The sequence below is a fragment of the Alteromonas oceanisediminis genome, from assembly GCF_018474025.1.
Classification (GTDB): domain Bacteria; phylum Pseudomonadota; class Gammaproteobacteria; order Enterobacterales; family Alteromonadaceae; genus Alteromonas_E; species Alteromonas_E oceanisediminis.
In genome coordinates this window covers 55,148-77,378 of sequence record NZ_JAHCTA010000008.1, presented here as the reverse complement: position 1 = coordinate 77,378, position 22,231 = coordinate 55,148, and the positions used below count along the sequence as shown (strand labels likewise).

22 protein-coding genes and 4 tRNA genes are annotated in these 22,231 nt (G+C 47.4%); 3 read left to right on the top strand and 23 right to left on the bottom strand.

What is annotated here, in order from left to right:
• Window positions 1-201: 201 nt before the first annotated feature.
• Both KIU71_RS14210 and KIU71_RS14205 read left to right on the top strand, forming a co-directional pair.
• Window positions 202-1,914, top strand: a complete 1,713-nt coding sequence (locus KIU71_RS14210; RefSeq protein WP_214131959.1) for an FAD/NAD(P)-binding protein — start codon at window positions 202-204, stop codon at window positions 1,912-1,914.
• Between the two features lie 311 nt (window positions 1,915-2,225).
• On the top strand, window positions 2,226-2,732 hold the full coding sequence (locus tag KIU71_RS14205; RefSeq protein WP_250207520.1) for a DUF421 domain-containing protein: 507 nt from the start codon (window positions 2,226-2,228) through the stop codon (window positions 2,730-2,732).
• Window positions 2,733-2,749: 17 nt separating this feature from the next.
• On the opposite strand, the gene KIU71_RS14200 is transcribed toward KIU71_RS14205, so the two are convergent.
• Entirely contained in the window at window positions 2,750-3,349 is a 600-nt protein-coding gene (locus KIU71_RS14200; protein WP_214131958.1) for a glycosyltransferase, read from the bottom strand.
• 286 nt (window positions 3,350-3,635) lie between these two features.
• On the opposite strand from KIU71_RS14200, the gene KIU71_RS14195 reads away from it, so the two are divergent.
• Window positions 3,636-4,130 (top strand): hypothetical protein, encoded by a 495-nt coding sequence (locus KIU71_RS14195; RefSeq protein ID WP_214131957.1) that lies wholly within the window; start codon window positions 3,636-3,638, stop codon window positions 4,128-4,130.
• A 90-nt stretch (window positions 4,131-4,220) separates the two neighbouring features.
• Here the strand turns inward: KIU71_RS14195 and KIU71_RS14190 are convergent.
• The 22 genes from KIU71_RS14190 to KIU71_RS14085 all read right to left on the bottom strand — a co-directional run bounded on the left by KIU71_RS14190 (window position 4,221) and on the right by KIU71_RS14085 (window position 22,135).
• Window positions 4,221-4,310, bottom strand: a tRNA-Ser gene (locus KIU71_RS14190).
• A 68-nt stretch (window positions 4,311-4,378) separates the two neighbouring features.
• Complete coding sequence (gene nadA, locus KIU71_RS14185) at window positions 4,379-5,440, bottom strand: quinolinate synthase NadA (RefSeq protein ID WP_214131956.1); 1,062 nt, start codon at window positions 5,438-5,440, stop codon at window positions 4,379-4,381.
• Window positions 5,441-5,730: 290 nt separating this feature from the next.
• Window positions 5,731-5,806 (bottom strand) — tRNA-Lys (locus KIU71_RS14180).
• A gap of 29 nt (window positions 5,807-5,835) precedes the next feature.
• Window positions 5,836-5,911, bottom strand: a tRNA-Lys gene (locus KIU71_RS14175).
• Between the two features lie 29 nt (window positions 5,912-5,940).
• Window positions 5,941-6,016 (bottom strand) — tRNA-Lys (locus tag KIU71_RS14170).
• A gap of 142 nt (window positions 6,017-6,158) precedes the next feature.
• Window positions 6,159-6,926 (bottom strand): tol-pal system protein YbgF, encoded by a 768-nt coding sequence (ybgF, locus tag KIU71_RS14165; protein ID WP_214131955.1) that lies wholly within the window; start codon window positions 6,924-6,926, stop codon window positions 6,159-6,161.
• Between the two features lie 8 nt (window positions 6,927-6,934).
• The gene (gene pal / locus KIU71_RS14160; protein ID WP_214131954.1) at window positions 6,935-7,501 is read right to left on the bottom strand and encodes a peptidoglycan-associated lipoprotein Pal; all 567 of its coding nucleotides are present in this window, start codon (window positions 7,499-7,501) and stop codon (window positions 6,935-6,937) included.
• Window positions 7,502-7,528: 27 nt separating this feature from the next.
• A complete protein-coding gene (tolB, locus tag KIU71_RS14155) occupies window positions 7,529-8,887 on the bottom strand; it encodes a Tol-Pal system beta propeller repeat protein TolB (protein WP_214131953.1) in 1,359 nt (452 codons plus the stop codon).
• Window positions 8,884-9,672 carry a cell envelope integrity protein TolA gene (tolA, locus tag KIU71_RS14150; protein ID WP_214131952.1) on the bottom strand — a complete coding sequence of 263 codons (789 nt, stop codon included), beginning with the start codon at window positions 9,670-9,672 and terminating at the stop codon, window positions 8,884-8,886. Before tolA ends, tolB begins: the two co-directional genes overlap by 4 nt.
• A gap of 21 nt (window positions 9,673-9,693) precedes the next feature.
• Window positions 9,694-10,116, bottom strand: coding sequence for a protein TolR (gene tolR / locus KIU71_RS14145; RefSeq protein ID WP_214131951.1), 423 nt, complete (start codon window positions 10,114-10,116; stop codon window positions 9,694-9,696).
• Between the two features lie 18 nt (window positions 10,117-10,134).
• Complete coding sequence (tolQ, locus tag KIU71_RS14140) at window positions 10,135-10,824, bottom strand: protein TolQ (RefSeq protein ID WP_214131950.1); 690 nt, start codon at window positions 10,822-10,824, stop codon at window positions 10,135-10,137.
• Window positions 10,814-11,233: a tol-pal system-associated acyl-CoA thioesterase gene (ybgC, locus tag KIU71_RS14135; protein ID WP_250207519.1), complete on the bottom strand. Its 420-nt coding sequence runs from the start codon at window positions 11,231-11,233 to the stop codon at window positions 10,814-10,816. Before ybgC ends, tolQ begins: the two co-directional genes overlap by 11 nt.
• 304 nt (window positions 11,234-11,537) lie before the next feature.
• Window positions 11,538-12,551, bottom strand: a complete 1,014-nt coding sequence (ruvB, locus tag KIU71_RS14130) for a Holliday junction branch migration DNA helicase RuvB (protein ID WP_214131949.1) — start codon at window positions 12,549-12,551, stop codon at window positions 11,538-11,540.
• Between the two features lie 10 nt (window positions 12,552-12,561).
• Window positions 12,562-13,185 (bottom strand): Holliday junction branch migration protein RuvA, encoded by a 624-nt coding sequence (ruvA, locus tag KIU71_RS14125; RefSeq protein ID WP_214131948.1) that lies wholly within the window; start codon window positions 13,183-13,185, stop codon window positions 12,562-12,564.
• Between the two features lie 10 nt (window positions 13,186-13,195).
• Window positions 13,196-13,711, bottom strand: a complete 516-nt coding sequence (gene ruvC / locus KIU71_RS14120; RefSeq protein WP_214131947.1) for a crossover junction endodeoxyribonuclease RuvC — start codon at window positions 13,709-13,711, stop codon at window positions 13,196-13,198.
• The gene (nudB, locus tag KIU71_RS14115; protein ID WP_214131946.1) at window positions 13,708-14,151 is read right to left on the bottom strand and encodes a dihydroneopterin triphosphate diphosphatase; all 444 of its coding nucleotides are present in this window, start codon (window positions 14,149-14,151) and stop codon (window positions 13,708-13,710) included. Before nudB ends, ruvC begins: the two co-directional genes overlap by 4 nt.
• Before the next feature lie 4 nt (window positions 14,152-14,155).
• A complete protein-coding gene (gene aspS, locus KIU71_RS14110) occupies window positions 14,156-15,937 on the bottom strand; it encodes an aspartate--tRNA ligase (RefSeq protein ID WP_214131945.1) in 1,782 nt (593 codons plus the stop codon).
• A gap of 164 nt (window positions 15,938-16,101) precedes the next feature.
• The gene (locus tag KIU71_RS14105; RefSeq protein WP_214131944.1) at window positions 16,102-17,448 is read right to left on the bottom strand and encodes a sigma 54-interacting transcriptional regulator; all 1,347 of its coding nucleotides are present in this window, start codon (window positions 17,446-17,448) and stop codon (window positions 16,102-16,104) included.
• 4 nt (window positions 17,449-17,452) lie between these two features.
• A complete protein-coding gene (locus tag KIU71_RS14100) occupies window positions 17,453-18,022 on the bottom strand; it encodes a hypothetical protein (RefSeq protein ID WP_214131943.1) in 570 nt (189 codons plus the stop codon).
• Window positions 18,019-19,428: a HAMP domain-containing sensor histidine kinase gene (locus tag KIU71_RS14095; RefSeq protein WP_214131942.1), complete on the bottom strand. Its 1,410-nt coding sequence runs from the start codon at window positions 19,426-19,428 to the stop codon at window positions 18,019-18,021. The genes KIU71_RS14100 and KIU71_RS14095 overlap by 4 nt, the downstream gene beginning before the upstream one ends.
• Before the next feature lie 125 nt (window positions 19,429-19,553).
• Window positions 19,554-21,689, bottom strand: coding sequence for an EAL domain-containing protein (locus tag KIU71_RS14090; protein WP_250207518.1), 2,136 nt, complete (start codon window positions 21,687-21,689; stop codon window positions 19,554-19,556).
• Window positions 21,689-22,135, bottom strand: coding sequence for a tellurite resistance TerB family protein (locus KIU71_RS14085; RefSeq protein ID WP_214131941.1), 447 nt, complete (start codon window positions 22,133-22,135; stop codon window positions 21,689-21,691). The genes KIU71_RS14090 and KIU71_RS14085 overlap by 1 nt, the downstream gene beginning before the upstream one ends.
• Window positions 22,136-22,231: the final 96 nt, after the last annotated feature.

The window sequence follows — 22,231 nt, the reverse complement described above, 5'->3', positions numbered from 1 at the left end:
GCACTGTCTAATTCCTGCGTCAGATATAGGGGGTGCTAATAAGCTCAATGAGTTGTCAAGCTCGTGGAAACTATGTCAGAAAATTCAGGGTCGTTTACACAATCCTGAATTTACAAATATACAGCGACAAGTTTTACTTTCAGCAATAATATTTATACTGGATTCTCCTTCAAATAAGTTAATGCCAATGCGAGTCGCATCGTGAGTTATCGAATTGCAATAATCGGTGGCGGGCCTAGTGCTCTTTTCACTGTGTATCAACTATCGAGACGTGAACTAGACGGCCTGAGTATAGATATTTATGAGCAATCTTCATGCTTAGGATACGGTATGCCTTACGGACCGAGCGGTGCGGGACACGAGCATTGGAGCAATGTTTCATCAGACGAAGTTCCGCCACTCCCAGAAAGCCTTAAAGACTGGATAGCGTCGCTACCAGACTCAGATATGCACGCCTTCGGGATGGATAAGTCTGCGTTTCATGAGAAACAGGTCGTTCCTAGGTTATTGTTAGGACAGTACCTTCATGCACAATTCACAAAGGTCATTCACGTCGAGCGCAATCGGGGTATCCCTATCAGGGTTCGATTAAACAACCGTGTTTGTGACATTAGTTACTCATGCGGGTCACAAAAATTTCATGTTATTTGTAGCGAACCACCTGGCCAAACGTTTGATTCGGTTATTATCTGTACCGGTCATGTATGGCCTAAATCCACTGAAAATGGTTGTGAAGGTTTTTTTGAGTCTCCTTACCCACCTTCCAAGTTGGAAAAAACGTTCAATCATCCGGTTGCGTTGAAAGGAAGCTCGTTAACGGCGATCGATGCCGCTCTGACGTTAAGTAAAGCGAACGGCAAATATTCACGCGTTGGCAGGCGCTTGCAATACCAGCGGAATGCTGAGAGTACAGAATTCCAATTGAACATGTTTTCTCTCGGTCACTTCCCAAGTGTCAGGTTCCACATTGACCAACCGATGATGGAGACAAACGATACTTTGTCGGATGAATCTATCCAGAAGCACAAAACCGATAATAACGGGTTCATCTCGCTAGATTTTTTATTCGAACGTAATTTTAAGCGTTTACTCATGCTGAGAGACAACCTGCGCTACCGGGCGGTGATGGATAAAAATGTTGAAGAGTTCTGCCAGTGGGTAACCGCTTCGCGAATGGAGTTCGACCCTTTCGCTCTTCTAAAAGCTGATTATTTACAGGCCGAAAAATCTATTCACTTTCAAGAATCCATTGTGTGGAAGGAATTAGTGACCGTGTTAAATGCTACGTTAAACGAACCTGCGAAGTATTTCTCTGCCGAAGATTACCTTCGGTTTAAGAATATGTTGGTGCCCCTTATCAGCGACATCATCGGCCAAATACCACAATCATCTGCGGAACATTTACTCGCACTGCATGAAGCGGGAGTACTAGCGTTAGCGGTTACGTCTAACGATAGCAAGGTGGAGGTAATCGACAACCATGAAATTCGTTACGCTTACACCACTAAATCAGGTATTTGTAAACATCAAACGTTTAAGACCTTCGTCGATTGCACTGGACAAGTACCTCTCGGTCACAAGGATTTACCCTTTCGTTCACTACTAGAAGATGTCGATATAGGTTCAGCAGCTGTGCGATTTCGCGCTAGCTCTACAGCTATTGAATCAAGGAATATCAACTCTATTGCGGTAAGAACTTATGACAATTCGATATTTTACCTCATGGTTGGAGGGGTTGCTATCACCGATAGTTTTCAGTTAGTACTCAGTGATGGCCGGGTATTCGACAACTGTTTTATCACGGCGGTACCTTTTATCAGTGGCTTTAATCCAGACTACTCTGGACTAGATATTTGCCACAACGCTGCTGTTTTGATCGCCGAAAAAATCGAAAGTGTATTAACAAACCCCTAATTAAATTCCCGTTGCTAAATTACGCGACTTGTACATCGGCGTTTCGGCTAGAGCACAGCAGCATAGGCAGAGTGGTACTGGTGAAGTCTATGTTATTGTGCGCTATTTCTCGTTATTTATTTATTTCGATTATCTTGTTTTTACATTTTTTACTCTAAACATTTGAATCAACAATACCCAATCGAAACGCGTGCTTTTTCCTCAAACGCGTTGGCATGTAATTTGTTAGTTTGCAAAGATGATTTACTTAATTCGACAAGTTTGAATTCAGGTGGTTGCGTCAGCAAAGTCAATTGAATAAGGAGATAAGAATGATATTTTTTGAATCCTGGAGTGAAATTTTACGGGTAATTGTATCTGCTCTTGTTATTTATCCATTCCTAATATTGACCACTACCGCGATGGGAACACGCTCGTTTGCCAAAATGAATAATTTCGACTGGTTGGTAACTATTGCAACCGGCTCTATTTTAGGTGCGGCTGTGATGTTAAAAAACGTAGTACTTCTTGAGGTTATTGTCGGTGTCAGCACGCTATTGTGCCTTCAATACTGCTTAACCTATGCAACAGCAAATTTCTCAAAAGTGAGTCATGTCATTAAAACCTCCCCCAAAATGGTTGTTTATCAAGGGGAATTTCTGCGTGATCATATGAAAGCGGAGCGTGTTTCAGAGGACGAGATTAAAGCGGCAATTCGTAAGGCGGGGTTAGGTGATGTTAAATGCGTTCAGGCGGTAATTTTTGAATCGGATGGCGAGCTAAGCGTGATTTGCAACAATCAGTTTAATAACCCGCTCATTTCCGATATAGAGCGTTAATAAGTAACACTCATGAGTTATGCGGCGTATGAAGTGTTACCAGAATCGCTCCCCGACAACAGTAGCGAGCTGCAAAAGCACTGACACTCGTAAAGTGATAGCGCTCTTTCCAATAGCTGCAAATCTCCATATTCGGTTGAGGGAAACGGGAGTAGCTCGTTGAGTACGTCTCGTTGAAAAATAACGGATTCGAGCCGCAGTGGAAATGAATGACTAAATTTAGGCCGTTCAGCTTCCGAATATGAAGCACACACTAACTTTTCATCGCCTAACCTTTTTATAAGACTCAACGTGTGTTGCTCATCAATAATATCAACATCGTTTCGAAAGCTAACGTAATCGCTTTTCGACGTAAGCAACGCTTTGTTTAATGCTGTAGATTTACCGTGTGCGTTATGATCGATATAGATCACGCTGTCTGATTCAATCTTTAGCAGCAGCTTTAGCCCAAATCGTCGTTTGTAGTTGATTGATGAGGTATCCACAACTGTTATCTTAATTTCTTCAAGCGATGAGGAAAATGCGGATAATATTCGTCGTACAGTGGCGAGTGCCCCTGTATTGTTATTGGCGGTATGAATGATAAAGGCATTTTTAAAAGTTTTTGCGCCAGTCATCGCGATAACTCATCCAGTAGTAAAAACATCAACTCAGCAAAATTCAGGCCGTTGCGAGAAAGAAGATTAAGTGAGTAACCTAGCGCAATAGTCGTGTTACCTGCAGTAGAATCCCCGCTCACACTTGGTAAATTTTTCAGGTATTAGTGTAATAATGGTGTGCTTATTTCGTCGTTAGATCTCTTTGGCCCGCTTGAGCGCTAGATTGAGCTGGCATCGCCCTTGCAATAGCTAAAATGAAAATATGATTTCAAAGAACAGCTAAAACAAAATATAGGAGCGAGATATGAGCAAGGTAATAACGGGGCTATTTATGGATTCGGTAAAAGCGAGCGACGCCATAATGCGTTTAGAGGCTCATGGGGTGATCCATGCTGATATAAGTATTGTCGCTAACGATTCTTATTCTAAAGAGGATTTTGCAGTCTCCGAAGGTAGTAAAGCCGCAGAGGGTGGTGCTATCGGTGCGACTGCAACCGGAATTCTAGGTGCAGTAGTGGCTGGGCTGACCGCCGTTGGTGCAGTAGCGACGGGCGGAGCAGGGATTATTGCCACTGGACCACTGGTGGCCGCTCTCGCAGGCGGTGGTGCCGGTGCGGCTGTAGGCGGTACAATCGGAGGCATTATTGGCTCATTTATCCCCGAACACGAATTAAAATACTACGAAGATGCTATCGAAAAGGGCTCCGTTCTCGTAGGCGTTAAATACGATAATTACGACAAAGATGCCGTTGAAAAAGCTTTTGAAGATGCGGGCGCAGATAAGGTATCGAAAGCTTAAGCAAAGATGAAACATACCGGCGTTGGAAGATTTTTTTCAACACTATAAGCTGCACGTGATAGAACCCCGCTTATGCAGGGTTCTCTGTTTTGGCGGAGAGAGAGGGATTCGAACCCTCGTTAGGTTTAACCCTAAACACACTTTCCAGGCGTGCGCCTTCAGCCACTCAGCCACCTCTCCAAAACTGTTATTCTAAAAGCTTTCGCCCTTAAAATGCGCGCGTATAGTAGGGAAAAGCGCGTGGGTTATCAAGCGTTTCCTTTGACTTTCAGTTTTAAGTCGGCCGCAAAATCGAGCATTCTCGTTAACGGCTTCATGGCTTTAACGCGTAAAATGTCATCAACCCGTATTTCGTGCTGTTGATGATTGCCCGTCAGCGCGCTGTAAATAGCCTCAAGGCCATTCATCGCCATCCATGGGCAGTGAGCACAGCTTTTACACGTTGCGCCGTTACCGCCGGTTGGCGCTTCAATAAAGGTCTTATTGGGTGCCTGTTGCTGCATTTTGTAAAAAATGCCTCGATCAGTCGCCACAATAAAGGTCTGATTTGGCAAAGCTTGCGAGGCACTGATCAATTGCGTGGTCGAGCCAACTGCATCGGCCATGTCGACCACGCTAGCTGGCGACTCTGGATGGACGAGAATTGCAGCATCAGGATGAAGCTTCTTCATATCCCGCAATGCCTGTGCAGAAAATTCATCATGCACAATACATTCGCCCTGCCACATCAGCATATCAGCGCCAGTTTGTTTCTGAATGTAGGCGCCTAAATGCTTGTCGGGCGCCCAAATTATCTTTTCGCCGTTGGCTTCAAGATGATCCACGATTTCCAGTGCAATGCTGGATGTCACCACCCAATCCGCTCTTGCTTTAACTGCCGCCGACGTGTTGGCATAAACGACGATGGTATGATCAGGGTGTTGATCGCAAAACGCGCTGAACTTGTCTGCCGGACAGCCTATATCCAAGGAACAAGTCGCTTCAAGTGTCGGCATCAATACCGTTTTTTCAGGGCTTAGAATCTTAGCCGTTTCGCCCATGAACTTAACGCCAGCGACTATCAACGTTTGCTGCTCAGCATCTCGCCCGTAGCGCGCCATTTCAAGAGAATCCGAGATGCAGCCACCGGTTTCTTCAGTAAGAGCCTGAATTTCAGGATCGGTGTAATAGTGCGTGACCAATACCGCATTTTGCGCTTTCAACAGGCGTTTAATCTCACTTTTAAGCCACGCCTGTCTATCTGCACTGAGCTTTTTCGGCAATGCAGGGAAAGGATAGTTGACTTCATCGATGCGGAGCGTAACTGCCATAATAAATCTTCTTCGACTGTAAAAAAAACGGGGGTACTGCTTGCCCCTGATATGCTGCGGATTATACAGCAGTGTCATAAAAATTACATAATTGAAGGTTGTGCCAAAAAGAGAACCAATGGAAATAACTTAGACAGGGTTTCTTCGTTGATGGTGGGTCGTGCTGGATTATTCGTATCATCCTGATACTCACCCTTCGGGCCGTGCTAAAGCACGTTCAAAATTGTTCCTACAATTTTGTCGAACCGCTGCGCTGGTTCGCATCCAGATGAACAGGGTTTCTTCGTTGATGGTGGGTCGTGCTGGATTCGAACCAGCGACCAATTGATTAAAAGTCAACTGCTCTACCAGCTGAGCTAACGACCCTTAACGAAGATTGTTGTTGTGGGCTTGAATGGTGGGTCGTGCTGGATTCGAACCAGCGACCAATTGATTAAAAGTCAACTGCTCTACCAGCTGAGCTAACGACCCTTAACGAAGATTGTTGTTGTGGGCTTGAATGGTGGGTCGTGCTGGATTCGAACCAGCGACCAATTGATTAAAAGTCAACTGCTCTACCAGCTGAGCTAACGACCCTTTCAAGCTGTTGCGTTTGGCTGTTTGACTAGCCCTTGGCAACGGCGGCATATAATACTTATTTAAGCGCTCGGTGCAAGATAAAAATGACTAAAATCGAAACTAGCCGGTTATCTGCTTAAGAACTAAACAAACCGATGAATTAACCACCGGTTTGCGTCAGTCTGTTTTCTGCAAGCTTTCGCGCTGATGAATCAGGATATTCAGTCACAACGCGATTAAACATTTGTGCAGCTAGCGCACCATTTCCCAGTCGTTCCGCAATAATCCCAAGCTTGAGCAACGAGTCCGCTCGCTTTGTGCTGTCAGTATATCGCTGTACGACGGTTTCAAACTGGATCTTTGCCTCTTGCCAATTCTGCTGATTAAACAACAATTGCCCTAACCAGTAGTACGCGTTAGCGGCGTATTGAGAGTCTGGATATTGGCGGATAAACTCACGAAAGGCCGGTACCGCTTTGTCATAATCCCTATCCCTGAGAATAAGGTTCACGGCAGCTTCATACGCTTCGGCTTCGCTATCAGAAGAAGGTGGTTGAACTGATGAAGGGGATTGACCAACATTGCCTGTACCCGCCGTAGGAGGTGAGTTAGGCACCGATGCCGCAGCTCCTTTGAGCGCTTCAACACGCTTATCAATCTCTAGATAAAGCTCGCGTTGTCGTTGCAAGACTTTTTCCAGCTGATTGGTATGAACCTCAACAGCGCCGCGCAACTGATCAATCTCGCTTTGCATATTGTCAAGCTGAGCCTGAATGCGATGCTGGCTTTGCGTTCTGGAGTCAACAATGCGTTCGATAGCGCTCAATCGAGCTTCAAGATCGCTGGAGTTAACATCGATCACTGGCGCTTGCGCCATCACCGCAGCGCTAAGGAACAAAGAAGCGGCCACAAGGGCCGCTGACTTCATGTAACCCATTACTGGTAAACAACTACACCGCGACGATTTTGAGCGAACGCGTATTCAGTTGCACCCATAACCGCTGGTTTTTCTTCACCGTAAGACACCACTGAAACCTGTGATGAGCTAACACCCGCATTCATCAAATAGGTTTCAACAGACTTAGCACGACGCTCACCCAACGCGATGTTGTATTCTGGTGTGCCGCGGCTGTCAGTGTGACCTTCAATCACAACGCGCTGTGACGGGTTTTGCACCAAGAACGCAGCGTGCTTATCCAATACTGGGTAAAACTCTGCTTTAACGGTTGAGCGGTCAAAGTCGAAGTAAACCGTTTGTTCATTTTTCAATGCTTCAAGCTCACGCTGGGCAGTTTGTTCTGCACGTTGCATGCGCTGAGCCGCTTCTGCTTGCACACGAGCCTGTTCAGCTTCACGCGCTGAGCGCTCTGCTTCTGCTTGCTCTTGTGCTACACGGTTGCGCTCTGCAGCCAACTCTTCTTCGCTAGGGCCTGACGAACATGCCATAAGTGTAACAACTGGCAGCGCAATCACTAACGATCTCATAAACTTGTTCATTTGCATTTTCTTTTCCTTATTGTGTGTAAACCATTAAAACAAAAACGGTGACCAGCTTGGCGACTTCACCTGCCCATTCGCGGCAGGCAATCGCGCTTTAAAGCGCCCATCAAGTGACACAAGCGATAATACTTGTCTCCCTTCATGCAGCGTACTATAAATTATCATACTGCCATTGGGGGCAATACTTGGTGACTCATCCAAGAACGTTTTAGTCAGTACCTGAATTGCACCGTCTTCAATTCTTTGACGTGCTATATGGTAATCACCTCGCGTGCGATTTACCAACACCATTTCTTGTCCGTTCGGTGAAATAGCTGCACCGAGGTTCATTTCCCCTTCGTATGTCAGCCGTTGCACTTTCCCCGACGATAAATTTACGCGATAAATCTGAGGTTTACCACCCCGCTCTGAACTAAATATTAAGCTTTTTCCATCCGGCGTCCAAGTTGGCTCTGTATCAATGGTGCGATGGTTAGTGATCCGGCGCAATTGTCGCGAGGCAATATCCATGATGTAGATCTCTGGATTGCCGTCTTTCGACAGCACCATGGCTAACTGTTTCCCATCGGGAGAGAAAGCCGGCGCACCGTTAATCCCAGGAAAATCCGTTAAACGCGTCCGCGTTGTGGTGTAAATGTCCTGAATATAAATTTGAGGCCGTTTGTTTTCAAAGCTCACATAGGCAAGCTTGTCACCCGAGGGCGACCACGTCGGTGACATCAATGGCTCAGGAGAAGATAATAGACGCGTTTCGTTCGCTCCATCGTAATCAGAAATCACAAGCTGATAGGGAAGATCGGTCGTGTCACGATCGCGCACAATCACATACGCCAGTCGAGTTAAAAACGCGCCACGCTCGCCGGTCAGTTTTTCATACACGGCATCGCTGATTTGGTGGGCGTGCTGACGTAAATCATTACCGTTTATCACGGCATTACCACGTGCAATAATGTGATCGCTATTCGATTGCAGTTGTCCATTCACGAGCATTTGCGTGTTACCACCGGTGATTTGCCCACGCAGCACATCAATCAATTCATAAGTCACGACGTATCGGTCGACTGATTGCAGTTCTATTCGGCCAACTAAGATGGTGTCAACGCCGGTCGATGCCCATGCGCTGTAGTTGGTTTCAGCATCCGCCGAAGGAAACTGCGGCATACTGCTCATTGAAATCGGGCTAAATTTACCACTGCGACGCAAGTCATTGATGATCACTTCCGTTACGTTTTCAGGTAGTAAGCCCTCTCCTCGCCATTTAAATGGCACAACCGCAATGGGGCGTGCGCTGTCAACACCTTCGGTGATCACAATCTCAAGCGTGGCGTGCGCACCAGCACTCGTTATAAAAGCCGTTAAGGCGAACAGTAGTCGGGTTAATTTCTTCACAGTTTCACCGTTAATGTTAAGTCTTTAAGTTGGTTGTAGACATCGAGATCATCCGGCACGGGCATTCGGTCTGGCCGCAGTACAGCACTGCGGGAGGCACGACATAATGCGTCATCACCCGATAAGATAGTGACTTGCGTCACTAAACCGTTGCTCGCTAAGCGAATATTCAGTCGACAGGTTTTCCCCTTAAAACTGATGTCGTCATAGATGTAGCGATTAATCGTTTGCGTAATCAAAGCGCGGTATTTTTCGACTTCGCTGAGTACCTGTTGCGAACGACGCTTTGCCTGCGCCGCCTGCTCTGCCGCAAGCTGTTCCTGCATGAGTTTATCCAGCGCTTCCTGCTCTTTACGCTGTGCTTCCTCTTTCGCTTTGCGCTCTCGTTCGGCGCGCTCCCGGGCTTCCTGCGCTTTCTTGCGTTCTGCCGCTTCTTTAGCCTTACGCTCAAGCTCTCGTTGTTCAGCTTGTTCTTTGGCCTGCTTTTCCTTGCGTGCTTTGTCAGCGGCCGCTTTTCGTTTAGCTTCCCGCTCAGCTTCACGACGACGCTCTACTTGCTGTTGGCGCTCGCGCTCTTCTGCCTGCGCAGCCGCTTGCGCAGCTTCACGCGCTTTTTGTTGATCGTGAATTGCCTGTGCATCAATAAACTGCGCTTGGATCACAGCTTGTGGCTGTGCCATGTCTGGCAGCTCGACTTCGCCAATCACAACACTCAGCATCAGTATCGCCGCTATGCCCAGATGTAGCAGCCCGGATTTGGCGAACGACTTTTTATTCTCCGTCATACACGCATCGCATCGTCTGGATTAACCATCAACCGGGTCTGTCATAAGCCCCACCGATGGCACACCCGCGCGTTGTAACAACACCATGAGTTGGATAACGTCATTGTATGGCACAACGCCATCCGCTTTCACAACCACCGGCGTGTTAGGCGCTTTTTGTAATTGCGCAGCGACTAGTGTTGCGAGATCGACAGGGTCCATGGCCTGTTCGTCATCGTCACCAATGTTCAGATAATACAAGCCCTGCGCATCGATAGAGGCAATCATCGGGGGATTGTCTTCCTGCTCTATCATCTCCGCGTTCGCATCAGGTAAATCCACTTTAACGCCCTGTGAAACGAGTGGCGCAGTCACCATAAAAATGATCAGCAGCACAAGCATTACGTCGATATAGGGCACAACGTTAATTTCTGAAACCGGGCGACGGCGTTTTCTTACATACATAAGGTTATTCGCTCTTGTCTACTGCTGGGTAGCGCTAGCAGCCAATGCCTGGCGCTGCAAAATCGCGGAAAACTCTTCCATAAACAAACCATAATTATTTTCGAGCTTCTCGACCTGATTACTAAACCGGTTGTACGCAATAACGGCTGGAATCGCTGCGAACAGGCCAATTGCAGTCGCAATCAAGGCCTCAGCGATACCCGGCGCAACCATCGCCAGCGTCGCTTGCTGAACTTGCCCTAATGCGATGAAGGCATTCATAATGCCCCACACGGTACCAAACAAACCGATATAAGGGCTGATAGACCCCGCTGTTGCCAGGAAAGGGAGATGTGTTTCGAGTTTATCGATTTCGCGCGACATACACACGCGCATGGAGCGGTATGTACCATCGACAATAGCCTCTGGTGCGACATTCGGGCTTTTGCGAAGACGCACAAACTCTTTGAATCCCGCACAAAAAATGCTGCTCATGCCACCGATGGTTTGGCGAGCGGATAATTCTTGATAGAGTTTATTAAGATCGGCCCCGGACCAAAAGCGATCTTCAAACGCAAGCATCTCTTTATTCGCGCGCTTTAAGATACTGCTGCGTTGAAAAATAAATGCCCATGACACAATTGAGATGGTCATTAGTAATAACATTACCAACTGCACCACAAAGCTGGCCTGCAAAAACAGACCGATAAAAGTCAGATCAGTCGACACGTTTCATTTCCCCTAAAATATCAGCCGGCACTCGTGTGGGTTTCAGCGTGTTTACATTCACACTCGCCACCCGAATTTCAGCATCAGCCACAGTGTTATCCTGTGAACCTATTATTATTTGTTTAAACAGCAAACTTGCGCCTTTGCAGTGTACAAGCTCGGTGCGAATTCTCAACAGCTCGTTGAAACGGGCTGGCGCATGGTTATGCATCTCAACGCGTTTGACGACAAAACCAAGCGATTGTTCCATTAACTTGTCTTGCTCAAAACCTAATTCACGTAACCATTCAGTTCTGGCTCGCTCAAAGAATTTCAGGTAGTTGGCATAAAACACGATACCACCTGCATCGGTATCTTCGTAATACACCCGTATTGACATTTCACTCGATCGATATGAATAATTACCCATGATTAGTTTTTCGCATCATTTGTCAAACCAGCAACACCTTTTATTATAGTGAATATCTTATTGAAACCAACAGATTTGAAGCATTTACACAGCACACTAAAGTTTAAAACAAATTTTTAACAGATTAGTTTTTTTAATGGTTATTCAAATTAATTCTCAATTGTGCGTTTGAAAAACGTCGTTATAATGCGCGCATCTGTCACCAAGACATCTGATTTTCCTGTTGACATGAGTTCCCTTGGATTTATTCCTTCCTTAAACACTTGTTGTTTTGCCCGCTGCTTCAGCGGGCTTTTTTTTTGCCCTAATTCTTCTCTTTATGGCCTTTGAAGCCAAAATGTTCATAAGCCCGTGATGAGGCGACTCGCCCGCGAGGCGTCCGTTGCAAGAAACCCTGCTGGATTAAAAAAGGCTCTAAGACATCTTCAATGGTGTCTTTCTCTTCGCCGATTGCTGCCGCGAGATTATCTAACCCGACGGGCCCACCATCAAACTTATCAATAATCGCCATCAACAGCTTTCTGTCCATGTAGTCGAACCCTTGTTGATCGACGTCCAACATATTCAGCGCCGCAGCGGCAACGGATTGCGTAATTTCGCCCGATGATTTTACCTCGGCGTAGTCGCGTACACGGCGCAGCAACCGGTTCGCAATACGCGGGGTTCCGCGCGAACGTGCTGCAATTTCTCCCGCGCCTTCGGTAGCCAGCGCCATGTTTAAATACCCTGCACTACGCGTGATAATGCTGGTTAAGTCTGCAACATTGTAAAACTCTAATCGCTGCACGATACCGAATCGGTCGCGTAAGGGTGAGGTAAGTGAACCGGCTCTGGTGGTTGCACCAATCAACGTAAATGGCGGTAAATCAAGCTTTATCGAACGCGCTGCAGGGCCTTCACCGATCATAATATCGAGTTGGTAATCTTCCATCGCTGGGTAAAGGATTTCTTCAACCACCGGACTCAACCGGTGGATTTCATCAATAAAGAGCACATCATTCTCTTCTAAATTGGTCAGCAGTGCGGCCAGATCGCCGGCTTTTTCCAGCACAGGTCCTGACGTAGTCTTTATATTCACGCCCATTTCATTCGCCACGATATTGGCGAGCGTGGTCTTACCTAAACCCGGTGGCCCAAAAATTAGCAAATGATCCAGTGCATCGCTACGATTGCGAGCCGCCTCAATAAAAATCGACATTTGTTCGCAAACATGTTCCTGGCCCGTATAGTCGGCTAACAGCTTCGGCCGTATGGCACGGTCAATCGCTTCTTCTTCAGGTTTAGCGCTTGCGTTGATAATACGATCAGCTTCAATCATGAACTTTTCTCTAAATCATTGAGCGCAGCGATTCACGGATGAGCGCCTCACTGGTCATGTTTTCCTGGTAAATGCCATTCACTGCTTTACTGGCTTGGGCTGGTTTATAGCCAAGAGCAACCAGCGCACTGACCGCCTCTTCTTTTGCATCGTTTAGTGGCACTCGCGCGTCGCCCTCAATCGGTGAGAGCACAATGCCGCTGTCATCCACTGCACCGGCTGTCAATTCCAGTTTTGCGAGTCGGTCTTTCAGTTCAACCACTAAGCGCTCGGCGGTTTTCTTACCCACGCCGGGTAACTTCACTAAACCACTCACGTCTTCAAACCGGACACATTGCATAAACTGAGCCGCACTCATGCCAGACAATATAGTGAGGCCCAGTTTCGGCCCGACACCATTGGCTTTAATCAATTCGCGAAAAAGTGCGCGTTCGTTCACATCGATAAAACCGTATAACAACTGTGCATCTTCGCGCACCACAAAGTGTGTAAAGACAGTCGCTTGTTGCCCGACTGCTGGTAGTGCATAAAAACTCGTCATGGGTAACTGCACTTCGTAACCAACACCATTCACATCCAATAGTATTTCGGGTGGTTGCTTGCTGAGCAAAATGCCTTGTAAACGGCCAATCATTTAATTTTCTCTATCGTAGTCGACCGCGAACGGTCTTTGACGCCTGCCCCGACAGTCGGATCAGACTTTGTGTAGTATGAGCATGACACAGCGCTACTGCTAACGCATCGGCTGCATCACTTTGCGGCGTTGCGTTAAGATCCAGTAAATGAGTGACCATGTGCTGTACCTGCGATTTCTCTGCACTACCTCTTCCAACAACAGCTTGTTTTATCTGTCTTGCCGAGTACTCCGCCACCGGTAACGCACCCTGAGTCGCGGCAACGATTGCTGCGCCTCGCGCTTGCCCCAGCTTCAAAGCAGAGTCAGGATTTTTGGCCATGAACACCTGTTCGATGGCAAACTGATTGGGTGAGAATTCTTCGATAATGGCGCGAACGCCACAAAATATTTGATTCAGACGATTATCAAGTTCGCCACTCACTCGGATACAGCCACTGCCCATGTAATAAGGCTTGCCTTGCTGATAGCGCAACACACCGTATCCGGTCACCCGAGAACCGGGGTCAATACCTAGAATGATCATGCAGGCTCCGGTACAAACCGCTCAATAGCCAGGCGATTCGTTTCTGACCAAACCGTTTGCATGGCTTGCGCTTTGGATTGCCATTCAAAGGCGCTATGTTCAGTCAGCGTGATCGCGACATTGCTATCAATACAGGCCGCAAATACATATTCCGTGTTGCTCGTCACTCCTTTAGGGTATCGGTACAACCAACGCGAGCGAATTTTATACTGATTGATGGTATGGCAGTCCTGAATCGCCAGTTTTCGAGGATCTAACTGGATACCCGTTTCTTCCATAACCTCACGATAAGCGGTTTGAAGGGGCAGCTCATCTTCTTCAACGGTCCCGGTTACCGACTGCCAAAAAACCGGGTCATCGTTGCGCTGCAATAACAGCACCTGACTGTGTCTGTCATACAAGATTACCAGCGCTGACTCCGGCCGTTTAAGTGCAGTCAATCAGTTACTCACTTTTATCCGCGCTGTCAGACTTACGCGCTATAACCGCCACGCCAAGTTCAGTTAACTGTTCTGGATTGGCGGCGCTTGGAGCATCAGTTAAGGGACATGCAGCCGTTGTTGTTTTTGGAAAAGCCATCACATCACGTATTGAAGTTGCACCCGTCATCAACATCACCATGCGATCTAAACCGAATGCCAACCCCGCATGTGGCGGTGTGCCATACTTCAATGCCTCCAACAAGAAGCCGAATTTCTGCTCCGCTTCCTGCTCGTTAATGCCGAGCAATTCAAAAACCGTGGCCTGCATTGCAGAGTCATGAATACGGACTGAACCACCGCCCAGCTCCACACCATTTAGCACCATATCGTAAGCATTCGACAGCGCATTGGCTGGATCGGCCTTAAGCTGCTCTGCGGTCAAATCTCTCGGTGCGGTAAACGGATGGTGCAACGCATGATACTGACCATCAACCGCCTCAAACATAGGGAAATCGACAACCCACAGCGGCTTCCATTCACCCTTAAGTAAATTCAAATCTTCACCTAACTTAAGACGCAGTGCGCCTAAAGCCTCAGTGACAACGTTTGCTGAATCTGCACCGAACAAGAGGATATCACCATCAGTAGCACCACACCGACGAACGAGTTGTTGCGCGACCGATGCGCCTAAAAACTTAAGCACGGGCGATTGCAGCCCGCTTTCACCGGCGCTGATGTCATTCACTTTCATCCACGCCAGTCCTTTAGCACCGTAGATGCCGACAAACTTCGCGTAATCATCAATTTGTTTGCGAGACAACGACGCACCACCGGGCACGCGTATCACCGCAACTCGTCCGTTGGTGTCGTTTGCAGGGCCGCTGAATACTTTAAACTCAACGTCCTTGAGCAGGTCAGCAACATCAACCAGTTCCAGTGGATTGCGTAAATCTGGCTTGTCGCTGCCAAAACGACGCATCGCGTCGGCATAGCTCATACGAGGAAACTCACCCAAGTCAACATTAAGCAATTGCGCAAACAATTGGCGGATCATATCCTCAGTGATTGCCATCACGCCGTCAGCGTCTAAGAACGTGGTCTCAATATCAATCTGAGTGAACTCAGGTTGGCGGTCAGCGCGTAAATCTTCATCGCGAAAACACTTCACGATTTGGTAATAGCGATCCATACCTGACATCATCAATAATTGCTTAAACAGCTGTGGTGATTGCGGTAATGCGAAAAACTCGCCTTTGTGAGTGCGGCTAGGCACTAAATAATCACGAGCACCTTCTGGGGTTGCCTTGGTGAGGATAGGTGTTTCTATATCCAGAAAGCCATTATCTTCCATATAACGGCGCACAAACCCTGTGACTTTGGCACGAAACATTAATCGCTGCGTCATTAACGGTCGACGCAAATCTAAATACCGATAACGTAAACGCTGCTCTTCAGAATTGTCCTGATTTGAATCCAGTGGCAACGGTGCTGACGCATTGAATATTGAGATTTCTTTGCCCAGGATCTCAATCTCGCCCGTTTTCATGTCTTTGTTTATCTGACCTTCTGGGCGCTTGCGCACTTGACCAACCACTTTGACACAAAACTCATTGCGTACCTTGTTGGCGGCACTGAATTGGTCAGCCAAGTCGGGGTCGAACACAACCTGCACCACACCCTCGCGATCACGGAGATCAAGAAAAATAACTCCGCCCAAATCGCGGCGTTTATTTACCCACCCGCACAGGGTGACGGTTTGCTCAAGATGAGATGCGGTGATGTTGCCGCAATAGTCGGTGCGCATTAAAAAACCTCTAAAAGCTCAGTCACAGCTAACCACTACTCAACACAATTGAGTTTAACCAGCTGACAAATTATTGGAAATCGGGAACATAACCCAAGGCCGCATAGTATAAACAAATGCGCCATAAAAGCACTAGGCGTATTGGTCTTTGCGGACTCGTGGGTTTAATGCCTGAAGGTGGCAGCTTCCAAAGAATGCTTTTTCATCAGCTTATGCATATCGGTGCGGTTTCGACCAGCCATTTCCGCTGCTCGAGTGACATTACCATCGGTCAATTTTAACAGCTTAAACAGATAGTTCTGCTCGAACGCATCACGTGCCTCGGTTAACGACGGCCAACTCTGAGAAGAGGAGGACAACGCCTGCTCAACGAGATGAGCAGCGATAACGGGTGTGTGCGTCAGGGCGACGCATTGTTCTACGACGTTGACTAACTGGCGCACATTGCCAGGCCAATTTGAGGTTGCAAGCAATTGCATTGCGTCATCGGAGAACCGGCTTACGTTGACCTGATGACGCGCGGCACTCTTGTGCAACAGGTTGCGCGCCAATAGCGGAATGTCCTCAGCACGCTGTTTCAGCGTGGGCAATTTTAGATTCACGACATTAAGGCGATAGTAAAGATCTTCCCGGAAGTCTCCTTCTTTCATTTCTTTTTCGAGATCTTTATGCGTCGCTGAAATAATGCGTACGTCTATATCTATCATTTTACTACTGCCAACCGGGCGAATTTGCTGTTCCTGTAAAGCGCGCAGTAATTTCACTTGCAACGTCGTTGGCATGTCGCCAATTTCATCAAGGAACAAGGTGCCACCGTCGGCTTCACGGAATAACCCCTGATTAGCGTGCACAGCGCCAGTAAACGCACCTTTAGTATGCCCAAATAGCTCAGATTCGAGCAGGTTTTCAGGCAGTGCGCCGCAGTTAATTGCCACAAACGGACGGTCGCTGCGCTTACTGGCTTTATGGATCGCATTCGCCAATAGTTCTTTACCGGTTCCGCTAGCCCCCGTTATCAATACACTGACATCGCGCTGGGCGATACGATGTGCTTGGTCTAACATCTGCACCATATCGCTTGACCGGGTAATAATTTCGCTGCACCAATCGCTGTGGGTCGACTCACGTTTGTGGCCGAGTGCTTTATCCAGCAATTTACGCAATTCATCATGATCAACCGGCTTGGTCAAAAACCCAAATACCCCGCGCTCAGTCGCGGCAACCGCATCTTGTATCGTGCCGTGCGCGGTCATTAAAATGACTGGGATGTCTTTTCTTTGCGACATGATTTCTTCAAACAGTGACAAACCGTCTAAACCGGGCATGCGTAAATCGCTCAACACAGCGTCAAAAGCATGTGCATTAACGTGTTTCAACGCCGCTTTTCCATCTTCAGCGGTGATTACGTCAAAGCCTTCACCTTCCAGCCGGATGGTCATTAAGCGCAGTAAACTCTGATCGTCATCGACAAGTAACAAGAGAGGACGAATAAGCCCTGATTTTTTTACCATTCTGCTAGCGCTCCGCGTTTTTCTCAAGAATAGAGGCTTCAACATTGAGTAGTTGATTGACCTTTTCTTCGTTCTCTAGCAATAATTGCGCCTGTTCTTTAATTTGCCCCTGCTGACGAGCATTCACTTCGCTTAGAATGGTAATAGCTGACTCGTACTCCAGGAGTTGTTGACTGGGTTTATACGCTATCGCATCGAGTCGATTGGCCCATTCAGGTGCCAACTTTGATTTGATCTGATTAAAAGTGGACTGCGCTCTTAACCTATCCTGATACGGCGTATCCATTGGTTGCGACAGAATGAATCGCCTTAACTGACCCATCACATCTGTACCTAAGTCTGCCATACTCGCTTTACGCTGCTGCCAGGGCTGTTGGGTGTGTGTCTCCCACAGATTAAACCAATACTCGGCGTGGCACTCAGGCTCAGAAATCTGAACGGATCCATCAGCAATCACACACTGATTACGCTCAGGCTCGCTAGTGGATACATGCTGGGATTGCATCAACTCACACCCGTACATCAACACAGATGCGCTTAGCACCAACCCAAATTTACACAGTTTACGTCTCATATTCCTCTCGCAGACGGTTTTGGTATCGTGACGCGAAAACACACGTCAGCATAAATAACATCGACAATCTTAACGCTGCCCTGCATTAAACGCGCACAGTCAGACACAATTGATAATCCCAATCCAGCGCCTACAACGGAGTCATTGCGGCGTTCTGTACCACGATTAAAGGGTTCAAATAAGGCGGCTTGATCAGGTTGCGCGATTTTCTTACCCCGATTTGCCACATCAATCACATATTCAGAATTTGAATCATGGATCTTAATACTGATTGGTCTTGATTTCGCGCCGTGCGCAATCGCGTTCGACAACAGATTATCCAAAATTCTCCGAAATAGTTCAGTATCAACATGTATAACATCCACCTGAATATCCACTTCAACGGAATGATCGTTTTGACTCAACGCCAAGGCATTCTCGTGTAAACATTCATCCACTATCAGTTTTGCCGACACGTCCACAAAGTCAGGCTCAGCCTGCTGCAACAGTAAATTGTAATCGAGCAGGCTTTCAACTAACGTGTTGAGGCGCTCAGTACTGGATATCAGCAATCCAACGACCTCTTTCTGGGCTGGCGACAGCTCCCCTACCAGTTGCTCATTGAGCAGCGAGCACCCTTCTTTAATGCTGGCGAGTGGCGTTTTCAATTCATGTGACGCATGCCGCAGTAACGCTGTGCGCAAATGTTCGAGTTGTACAAGACGATCCGCCAGCCAATGTAAATCTTTTTCAATACCAATCAGTTCCATCGGGCCATGTCGGCTGATGGGCGGGAGACTGGATTGTTGTTTGGCAATCGTATGGATCACGCGTTTGAGTTTTTTGAATGGCTTGACAATGAGCTGGCTGGCAAAAATTATCAGTAGTAAGGATACTATCGCCAGCATTGCCGTAGACCACGCCTGATCCTGTTTTAAAGACAGCACCGTATTTTGTTGAACACTGATACGATCGGTCACAGTGGCGCTCACACTGGCGCGCAGTTGGTTGACGTAACTGCGAAATTCAGCAAGTTGCGCGTCCAACAGTAGTTCGTCATTAATATCAGCGTAATTGCTTAAGCGTTCAACGCGGCGAGCCAGTCGGCCACATGGCGGTTGCGCTGCGAGTGTCGTACACAAGCTGCTGACATCATTAAGGTAACTTTCCAGCGTTTCATCAATCATCACCGCCAGATTTTCATTTTTGACAATAAAATATTGCCGGATCAAGCGTTCAAGGTCGATAGCGCCGCTCTCTAATGAACGCGAGCCACTGACGATCGAAACGAAAAATGCGTTATCCTCGGCAGTCATTTTCGCCACGCGAGCGAGATCACTTTGGCTCTGCCAAAGTAAGGTCACCAGCGGAATAAGTGCAACAAAAAAACTAACCAGCGTGAGCTGTCGAAGTGAGCCTAGCTGCAAGAGAACAACCCCAGAAGCAATGTGCTATTAGCATTACATAGGAACATAACGACGGCAATGCTCAAATGCGGTTGAACCCCAAGCTCAAATGTCTCTAATTGAAGACACCTGACTGTCGCATTTTATCAATAGGGAATGGATAGTTGGTTTTGATTTGCCTCGTCACTGGGAATATCAAAGTGCGGGCTCAACTGGAGCAGAGCTTCAATGGGCAACGGCTTACTGAAAAAGAAACCTTGTAGATGGTCGCAACCTTGCGACAGTAGGTATTCAATTTGCGCAGGGTTTTCGATGCCCTCCGCACAAATCGTCAGGTTCAGGCGCTTAGCCAGATCGATGATGGTTCCCGTTACCATTCGACTGCGCTCGGAAGTTTCCAGCGCTTGCACAAATTGGCGGTCAATCTTGAGTGTGTCGATACTGATTTGGGTCAGGTATCCCAGCGAAGAGTAGCCGGTGCCGAAGTCGTCTAATGAGATGGCACACCCCATGTTACTGATGCGTCGGAAAAACTTATCACTGGCCGTGAAGCTTTCAAGGTACGCCGATTCAGTGACTTCTAACTCAAAAAAGCGCGGATCGACATTGTATTGTTCAAACAGATCATGAATAAAATCGAACAGGTTTGCATTGCGCAAATCAAACGCGGATAAATTTACCGAAACACGGAAGCGTTGCGAAAAATGTTGTTTGATCTCGGGCAGGTCGATGCAGGCGCGCTCAAGCACCCACGCCGTGATAGAGGGAATTTTACCACCCTGTTCTGCGATCGGGATGAATTCAGCAGGGGATACATCGCCAAGCACCGGGTGGGCCCATCGCAGTAAGGTTTCAAATCCAACGATGCTGCCCGAATGGGCAACTTTGGGCTGATAATGAACTTTAAATTCGTCGTTCGTGATGGCCGCATTAATACTATTGGCTATCATAAGTTTGCGTCGGTGATCCTCATTCATGGTGGAATCGAAAACCGTATACGTGCCCTTGCCCGCCGCTTTTGAACGGTACATCGCGATATCTGCGTTACTGACCAGATCATTGACATCAAAATTCGCATCTACCGCTTTAGAAATGCCAATACTCACACCCACATACAGATCTAGCCCGTTATAGCAAAACGGTTCTTTAAAGGCTTCAATCAAACGTTGAGCCATGCGATGAAAATTCTGCTCTGATGTTTCTCGCGCAGGAATGACCAGAAACTCATCACCGCCAAGACGGGCAACCAGATCGCCATCACGCATGAGCGAGCTAACGCGCCCAGCAACGTCAATCAATACCTTGTCGCCGGTTTCATGGCCTAAGGAATCATTAATGTTTTTGAATCCGTCGAGGTCGAAAAACATCAGCACCAGGTCTTGCTCAGCGCGCAGCGCCCGAGAAAGTTCCAACTTTAATGTGTCCATCACAAATTGACGGTTAGGCAAGCCAGTGAGGCTGTCGTAATTTGCCAGCCGCGTCATGGTGCGTTGCTGTTCAATCAGTTTGGAGGTTTGTTCACGATTAATGGTGAGCTCAGACTCAATCGTCGCAATCATTTTGTTCACACTGTTGACCAGTTGTGTTGTTTCATTGTGACCTGAGACTTTTAATCGCTCGCTGTAATCTTTAGTGAACTGGATACGCCGGGTAAACTCGGAAAGTTTCGCCAACGGCGCCAACTGTTTAGACAACACGCCGTAGTACACTAACGCCATTAAGACGATGACGAAAATTATCGTTGGTATTGTTGTCGCAATCAGCTCCTGCTGACTCTGGCTGAGTTGGTCAGCCATATGAGTGACGATCAGAAAATACCCTTGCAGCGCGCCACCACTGGTGATTTGTTTCACGCTGAACAAATACCCATCCGCGTAAAACTCGGTTAACGGTGGTTCGTTAATCGATTGACTCAATCGGGCGACGGTTTGCTTGTCAGCTCTGCCGTCTTGACCAATGTATTGATACAACTGGGTAAAATCGCGGTCATACACATTGGCGAACATGACTCGTTCATAGGCTTCAAGGCGCAGAAGTGTGGTGGTTACCCCAAATTCGTTGGATAGATTTTCTTCGCTTACGTTACGTTCACTAAAAAACGGTTCCAAATCGGTGCTGATATTACGAGCCAGCGCAGACAAATCGGCCGAACTGGATTGAATAAATAACGATTCATGTCTTTGTGCGGTGAGGTACAGGATCAGTGCGCTGAAAACGATGGCAAACGCGATAGCAACGGCGGCTAACGCACTGCGTATCGTTCTGAACACTGGAATGCGCATTATTCCTGTTGAGCCTTTACATTAAGCTTGGTTTTAATGAATACACTGTGAGGCACATAGAGAAGATCCGCAATCTGTCGGATGGTGGATTCTTCGTATTTATTTAAGTCGTTGTCGATAAAAGCGACTTGCCACAAGCGAGTCATCAGCGCGGTTCGTTGTTCTGATGAATACTGCTCTTTTAAAACACGCGTGAACTGAATTAAATCCACGGCCTCTTTAGCGTTGGATTTTCCGGTTTCAGTCAGTGCGTCCAGTTCTTCTGCTGACAACGAGAATTGCGACTGCAACATGTCTCTAATCGCAGATTGCTCGCGGTTATCGATTTGATCATCGGCGCGCGCCACTTCAAACAACAACGCAGCCGTTGCGAGTTCCAACGTGTGCTCGACGTTGTCGGGGTTTTCTGAGGAATGTTTAAAAAAATCAAGAAACTGCTTAATCATGAGAGCCCTCTCCTCGGCAGATAAGATCGCAGTATACCAGCCGCTTGCTCGGTGTCGAACCAAACCTGAGGTTATTTTCAGTCGATATAAAATTGA

Excerpts from the sequence above, each read along its gene's own strand:
- KIU71_RS14205 (WP_250207520.1), top strand. The coding sequence starts at position 2,226 with ATGATATTTTTTGAATCCTGGAGTGAAATTTTACGGGTAATTGTATCT.
- KIU71_RS14200 (WP_214131958.1), bottom strand. The coding sequence starts at position 3,349 with ATGACTGGCGCAAAAACTTTTAAAAATGCCTTTATCATTCATACCGCC.
- KIU71_RS14195 (WP_214131957.1), top strand. The coding sequence starts at position 3,636 with ATGAGCAAGGTAATAACGGGGCTATTTATGGATTCGGTAAAAGCGAGC.
- nadA (WP_214131956.1), bottom strand. The coding sequence starts at position 5,440 with ATGGCAGTTACGCTCCGCATCGATGAAGTCAACTATCCTTTCCCTGCA.
- ybgF (WP_214131955.1), bottom strand. The coding sequence starts at position 6,926 with ATGAAGTCAGCGGCCCTTGTGGCCGCTTCTTTGTTCCTTAGCGCTGCG.
- pal (WP_214131954.1), bottom strand. The coding sequence starts at position 7,501 with ATGCAAATGAACAAGTTTATGAGATCGTTAGTGATTGCGCTGCCAGTT.
- tolA (WP_214131952.1), bottom strand. The coding sequence starts at position 9,672 with ATGACGGAGAATAAAAAGTCGTTCGCCAAATCCGGGCTGCTACATCTG.
- tolR (WP_214131951.1), bottom strand. The coding sequence starts at position 10,116 with ATGTATGTAAGAAAACGCCGTCGCCCGGTTTCAGAAATTAACGTTGTG.
- ybgC (WP_250207519.1), bottom strand. The coding sequence starts at position 11,233 with ATGGGTAATTATTCATATCGATCGAGTGAAATGTCAATACGGGTGTAT.
- ruvB (WP_214131949.1), bottom strand. The coding sequence starts at position 12,551 with ATGATTGAAGCTGATCGTATTATCAACGCAAGCGCTAAACCTGAAGAA.
- ruvA (WP_214131948.1), bottom strand. The coding sequence starts at position 13,185 with ATGATTGGCCGTTTACAAGGCATTTTGCTCAGCAAGCAACCACCCGAA.
- ruvC (WP_214131947.1), bottom strand. The coding sequence starts at position 13,711 with ATGATCATTCTAGGTATTGACCCCGGTTCTCGGGTGACCGGATACGGT.
- aspS (WP_214131945.1), bottom strand. The coding sequence starts at position 15,937 with ATGCGCACCGACTATTGCGGCAACATCACCGCATCTCATCTTGAGCAA.
- KIU71_RS14105 (WP_214131944.1), bottom strand. The coding sequence starts at position 17,448 with ATGGTAAAAAAATCAGGGCTTATTCGTCCTCTCTTGTTACTTGTCGAT.
- KIU71_RS14100 (WP_214131943.1), bottom strand. The coding sequence starts at position 18,022 with ATGAGACGTAAACTGTGTAAATTTGGGTTGGTGCTAAGCGCATCTGTG.
- KIU71_RS14090 (WP_250207518.1), bottom strand. The coding sequence starts at position 21,689 with ATGCGCATTCCAGTGTTCAGAACGATACGCAGTGCGTTAGCCGCCGTT.
- KIU71_RS14085 (WP_214131941.1), bottom strand. The coding sequence starts at position 22,135 with ATGATTAAGCAGTTTCTTGATTTTTTTAAACATTCCTCAGAAAACCCC.